The sequence below is a fragment of the Nostoc sp. genome, assembly GCF_036916575.1.
In the GTDB taxonomy this organism is placed as follows: Bacteria; Cyanobacteriota; Cyanobacteriia; order Cyanobacteriales; family Nostocaceae; genus Nostoc.
This window is the reverse complement of sequence record NZ_JBALGC010000066.1, coordinates 1-5,137: the sequence shown is the minus strand read 5'-3', so window position 1 is coordinate 5,137 and position 5,137 is coordinate 1. Positions and strand designations below refer to the sequence as shown.

Annotated in this window: 4 protein-coding genes; all 4 read left to right on the top strand. The window is 44.2% G+C overall.

The annotated features are described in order from the left end of the window. The first annotated feature begins 312 nt into the window (after positions 1–312). The 4 genes from V7L29_RS14545 to V7L29_RS14530 all read left to right on the top strand — a co-directional run bounded on the left by V7L29_RS14545 (position 313) and on the right by V7L29_RS14530 (position 4,942). Positions 313–1,059 (top strand): hypothetical protein, encoded by a 747-nt coding sequence (locus tag V7L29_RS14545; protein ID WP_334735928.1) that lies wholly within the window; start codon positions 313–315, stop codon positions 1,057–1,059. Positions 1,060–1,127: 68 nt separating this feature from the next. After that, the gene (locus V7L29_RS14540; RefSeq protein WP_334735927.1) at positions 1,128–1,835 is read left to right on the top strand and encodes a PspA/IM30 family protein; all 708 of its coding nucleotides are present in this window, start codon (positions 1,128–1,130) and stop codon (positions 1,833–1,835) included. 22 nt (positions 1,836–1,857) lie between these two features. Continuing rightward, positions 1,858–3,255: an ABC transporter substrate-binding protein gene (locus tag V7L29_RS14535; protein ID WP_334735926.1), complete on the top strand. Its 1,398-nt coding sequence runs from the start codon at positions 1,858–1,860 to the stop codon at positions 3,253–3,255. A 295-nt stretch (positions 3,256–3,550) separates the two neighbouring features. Continuing rightward, a complete protein-coding gene (locus V7L29_RS14530; RefSeq protein ID WP_334735925.1) occupies positions 3,551–4,942 on the top strand; it encodes a pentapeptide repeat-containing protein in 1,392 nt (463 codons plus the stop codon). The last annotated feature ends 195 nt before the right edge of the window (positions 4,943–5,137 follow it).

Here is a 5,137-nt window from a genome sequence, read left to right as displayed (position 1 = left end):
TAACACAGAATTTGATGGGTTGTGGTTCAGCATCCTAGTCCAAAGGTGAGCCAGTAGTGAGCCGCCATGCGCTGAATCGTTTGGGATAGTTGGAGCCATAGAGCATTGAGTCCCACCAGCCGCTAAACCGGAAGAGGGTTTATGTTTAATCTCTTTAGCCAAGCCATATCTGCACCCTGGAGCATCATTCGTCAAGCAATTGCAATCTATCGTGCCAATTTTCCGCTCTTCTTGAAGATGGCTTTGTATTGTACCGCCTGGTTTTTAGCCGCCTATTTGCCGTGGCTCTTTCTAGTGAGTGTGCTATTGGCTTTGTCTGTTGCTCCGTATGTTTTTTTGGCATCTCCCTCAGTATTTGCGGCACTATTCTCGCATCTGCCTTCAGAAATACTGGGTTCTGTTCTCATTGCTGCTGTAGTCATACTCATGATCGGTTTAGGTTTGAGTCCCTTTACTTCAGCAAAAGGGTTGCTGCGACAGACGTTGATTAGTCAGGTTGCCTACCAAACCTTGAGAGGACAGCCGGAAACTATTCTGGCTAATCTGCGCCACCTCCGATCTCGGTTTTGGCAATTCTGGCTAGCGGAGGTCTATATCAATGGTGTGCTTACGGCTATAGGGCATCTGACATCCAGATTGGGTGAATGGCTGGTTTTGGGGCTAAGCATTGCGATCAACATCTGGTTTACAGCGCAGTGGTTTTTGGTAAATTTGGTGATTGCGATCGAAGATTGTAACGTCAGGCAAGCGTTACGCATCAGTCGGGAGCGATCAAAGCCGCATATGCTCACCATCTGCTGCACCTTGTTCGGCACTGGAGTGTTGACCGTGCCCCTCTATCTGTTGGCGTTTTCGCCTGCTATCGCGGTCTGGCTAGCGGAAAAGCAAGACTTGTTTCCCACTTTATTAAACGCTGAATCCCTCTTGCATCTGATACTGGCGTTGGGGTTATCCATCATTTTGACCGTCCTATTCCATACGCTAGCGATCCCACTCTGGCAATCCATCAAAGCGTTGCTCTATTGCTATCTAAGATCTTCTAAGCTCACCTCTACTTGAGTCAAGCGTGTGCTACCTTGTGTCAAAAATATTACCGTTGTTGAAACCATCAAAACTTTGGAAAAACTATGAAGCAATCAATCCTTTATGGGTTAATAGGCGATCGCGCCGGACGAGTCGTGCAGGCATTTTGGAATTGGCTTTGGGGTAAACCCATTGAAGCAGGCGGAAAAATTGCGGTAGAAGTGGCGCAAGCATCGCTACAAGAGATGCAACAATCGGTTTCTCAACTGACAAAATCAGTTGCTCAAGCTGTTGCCGCCTATGAACAGGCGAAACAACAGTATGTCAAGAGTCAAGCTGATGCAAAGAGATCGGAGATGCAAGCCAATCAAGCATTCGCGCAAGGAGATGAAGAGGCTGCTCGACTCGCTATGGCACGCGCAATTCACATCGAAAGGGTATTACCACAATTTGAAACCCAGGTCAGGCAAGCAGAGCAAGCGGTGCAAAGCCTGAAAGACAAGCTGTATCAGGAGCGCCAAAAGTTGGAATCTTACCAGGTACAAATGCAAACACTCAAATCCCTGAACCAAGTGAACGAGGCTTTAGCGATCATTGCAGATATAAATAATGATGAATTAAAAATCGGCTCCGCCCGCAATCAGTTTAAGGAAGCGCAAGCCGCGATCGAAGGACATAATTTTCAAGCTCATGCCTTTCAAGAACTCTCTGAAAGTCCTGTTGAAAAGCTTCAGGTTGGTCTTGACCAAATGACCCTGGATAGCGAAATTGAGCAACGATTGCAACGACTAAAAGTAACTCAGACCCATTAACTCAGCCCAGGAGAATCCACTTATGACTGCTAATCCCACGAAAGGAAAAAAATCTCTACCCCCGATCGTCTACATCCTCGCAACATTTCTCCTGATTGCAGGAGCGAGTTTAGGTGATCGTAAAATCCTTAATTCATTGCTTGGCAATTCGATCAATATCAATCATGATCTTGCGAAAGATGCCATCAGTAAAGGGGAGACTCTATTTTTTCCAGAAGACGGCACTTCTAGTAAACTTCGGGCTGCAGAAGCCTTTACAAGTGGTAACTATGCGACCGCACAAGCGTTATTCGATCAATCGCTGCAACAAAAACCTAACGATCCCGAAGCGTTGATTTACAGCAATAATGCGAAGGCTTCTTTGCATAACCCGCTTGAAATTGCGGTTTGTGTTCCGGGGAATGCTGATAGCAATGGCTCCCGTGAAATTCTCAGAGGCGTGGCTCAAGCCCAACAGGAAATCAATGCAATAGGTGGTATCAAGGGTCGCTTACTCAGAGTGAAGATTGCCAATGATAACAACGACAATAACAGTGCTCAACAAATTGCCACATCATTCGTCAACCAATCCAGCATTCTGGGCGTTGTTGGACATTATGCCAGCGGTGTGACCCTGGCTACTGCCGATACCTACAATCGCGGCAAGCTAGTCGCCATTTCTCCAATTAGTAGTGCGGTTCAACTCTCGAATAAAAGTGCCTACGTATTCAGAACGGTACCCAGTGACTATGTTTCAGCCAGGGCGCTGGTTGACTATATGCTGCAAACGCTGAAGCTCAAAAAAGCCGTTGTTTATTTCAACTCCCAAAGTGACTATAGCAAGTCTCTTAAGGGGGAATTCAGTACTGCGATCGCCCTCCAGGGTGGTCAAGTTGTCGGTGAATACGATCTCGCCAATTCCAGCCACAGCCACAACCAAAGTTTAGAAGCAGCCAAACAGCGCGGAGCCGAAGTGATTATGCTAGCCAGCAATACGGGTTCCCTTGATCGCGCTCTGCAAGTTGTCCAAGCTAATAACAATCACTTACCTGTACTGGGTGGCGATGATGTTTACAGCCCTAAAACTCTGGATGTCACCCGTGAGCAAGGGCGCGATATGGTCGTAGCAGTACCCTGGCATATTCTGGCAACGGGGTCGAAGGACTTCGCGCAGCGATCTCGCAGGCTCTGGGGCGGCGATGTTAACTGGCGCACCGCAACTGCCTATGATGCCACTCAAGCCCTCGGCGCGGCTTTGCGACAAAATCCCACCCGTGAAGGCATCCAGCTAGTCTTGCATAGTCCATCATTCGTCGCATCGGGAGCCTCTCGCACCGTCTCGTTTCTGCCTTCGGGCGATCGTAATGCTCCAGTGCAATTGGTTAAGGTGATCCAAGGTGGTCGTTCTACCTACGGTTACGACTTCATCCCCATTCCCTAAACTTCAGATAAAAGTGGTTTTATGGCATAGATTGGCGTAGATATAGCGAAGCTGTCACCAGAGGAAAGATTGTCTCAAAATCGTGAATCAGTCAGCAAACACTATTTATTGGTAATAGAGCGATGTCTACGACGGGCTACGCCTACGCTTGAAGGTAACTAGGAGCATCGTCTGAAATGCTCAATAAAACGTTGTAAAGTGAGTTTTGTGATCTCCCCGGCTTTACCTGAAATGTCCACATGGTAAGAGTTATAAAAAACTTTTTGGTTTACTGACTATGAATTTATTTAGGATTATGCTCACAGTAGCTTCATTGGTGGTAGGAGTAAATTCTACTCTATATACGGAAAGTGCGTATGCTCAAGTTATTAATCAGCGTTCATTTAATTTAAGAGATATTGCTGGTACAGAGTTGTCTTGTGGCTCTCAGATGCCTAATGTTTTCCGTGGTGGTCACTGTAAGTTTGTTCTAGAAGGTGAAGTACTATCAGTTTTTATTAAAAAAGATAGTCAAGAAATAAAAATACCGCTAAAAAGTATTTTTTCGGTAGTTCTTCAAACTTCATCAATTGGCGGACAAGTTCAAGGTTACATTGGATATCTTACAAGTAGCGATCAATCATCTGGTAATCGTGCCAATTTCTTGAATTTTGAAAAAGTGGTGATAGACTATAAAATCCCTAACGTGGATGCTCTTTCCCAGACAGAGCGAGCGGTGCTCAAACAACATGGTGAAGATATGACGCTTCGTTTTAAAATGCTGGAAAGTCTACAAGCTGTAGTACCTGGAAAAAATTCCAAAGATGTCAGTGCTACAGTTAATGAACTTGTAACATCACGCTCATGTATTCGTTGTGATCTAAGCGGTGCAAACTTGGCTAATCTTGACCTTCGTAGAGTCAATCTAGAAGGTGCAAATCTGAAAGGTGCGAATCTAAAAGGTGCCAATTTAGAAGATGCAAATTTTATAGGTGCTTCACTTGATGATGCAGATTTGAGTAAATCGAACCTGAAAGTTGCTTTCTTTTCACTTGCATTTATGAAACGGGCAATATTAACTGGTGCGGAGTTAAATGGAGCAAGGTTTCACTGGACGGATTTATCTGAAGCAAATCTAGACCAAACATCTTTTCGGTCAGCAAAATTCCTTCCTGCTGATCTAACTGGAGCTAATTTGACTAATGCAAGTTTAGCTAAGTCGTCTCTGCGTTCAGTATCTATGAAGTTGACAAATCTTCAAAATGCAAATCTTCAGCAAGCTGAAATCAGTGATAGCAGCGTATTGAGTGGGAGCAATCTTCAAGGTGCTAATCTTAGTGGTGCAACCTTGAATGATGTTATGGTGACAAGTACAAATTTTCAGGATGCGAATTTACGAGGCGCTATATTTAAAAACGCCTTTGTTATGTGGTCAAATTTTAAAAATGCAAATCTTAATGGTGCAACCTTGAATGATATTTTCGTGCAAGGTACAAATTTTCAGGATGCGAATTTACAAGGCGCTATATTTAAAAACGCCTCTGTTATACAGTCAAATTTTAAAAATGAAAATTTGCTGGATGCTTCTCTCAAAGATGACGATCTGAAGACTTCTCGATTTTGTAATACAACCATGCCAAATGGTTCAGTTAATAATACAGGCTGCAACAGCAATTCTAAATTTAAGAGGTTGTTTGAAAAGTTGTAAGTTGTAATTTTTATCGAATTATTACGGTATTGAGCCGAGATACGTGTAAAAACCTGCAAAATGGTCTGGAAAGCGTTGCTATATCTAGCTTTCATCGATTTTGACTTCCATCTTTATAAGGCTTTCCACTTCAATCTTCCCCACAGACCGAGAATGAATACCAGCAGCATCGGCTAACTCAAACTGAGTTAAATT